Raw genomic sequence first — 744 nt, 5'->3', positions numbered from 1 at the left:
AGAATCGCTTCTTCTAAACCCTCTATTTCTTCCATCGAAGGGTACAAATCATTTTGCTCATTAATTTCTGCCATGATAATTTGTTTTGCGGCTTATTAGCCTTTGTTATTAAATTGATTAAATGTTATTTAGTGAGAATCAGGATGCCATCATATCGCCCGAAAAGATGTCATAGTCCATGCTATCGGGGTCGAGGTTTTGAATTTTGCCAACAGGCTCATCGTCATCATCTGAACTGCCAATCGGCTCATCGCTCATAGCATAATCGCTGGCTGCATTGCCCATAGGGTCATCACTCATCGAATAGTCCGATGCTGCGCCTGATACCGAAGCCTGAATTTCACGTTCGATGTCAATGTCGGCTGCCGGGAGTGCTTGCGTAATTGGGTTCAAGGCACGTAGTCCGTCCATTTCGTCCATATCGCTGTAATCTTCATCGCCGATAATGCCCTCTAATCCCTGAAGGATGGTTTTACCTGTGGCTTTTTTGATGATGGATTCAACACCTGCACCTGCTGCACCTACCAATCCCAGCTTTACATACTCGTTTTTGGTAAACTGCGTACCCACCAAACCGCCCATAGTAACGGCTGCCGGAACGATGTAGGTTTTCATTTCGTTGCCCAACAAACCGCTAACGGTTTGGCTCTTTTCCAACTTCTTTAAAGCGTACTTGCCAACTGCAAACCCTGCTACGGCAGCAATGGGCTTGCCTATGTTGTTGGTAGCTTTCATAAAGTCAAT

At 45.3% G+C, this 744-nt stretch carries 1 protein-coding gene; it reads right to left on the bottom strand.

All coding sequences use genetic code 11. The features are described 5' to 3' along the window. Positions 1-138: 138 nt before the first annotated feature. On the bottom strand, positions 139-744 hold a 606-nt coding region (locus tag OM075_RS25255; RefSeq protein WP_301193338.1), incomplete at its 5' end, for a hypothetical protein.

It is taken from the genome of Plebeiibacterium sediminum (assembly GCF_026013605.1).
Lineage (GTDB): Bacteria > Bacteroidota > Bacteroidia > Bacteroidales > Marinilabiliaceae > Saccharicrinis > Saccharicrinis sediminus.
This window is presented reverse-complemented; position numbering and strand designations above follow the sequence as displayed.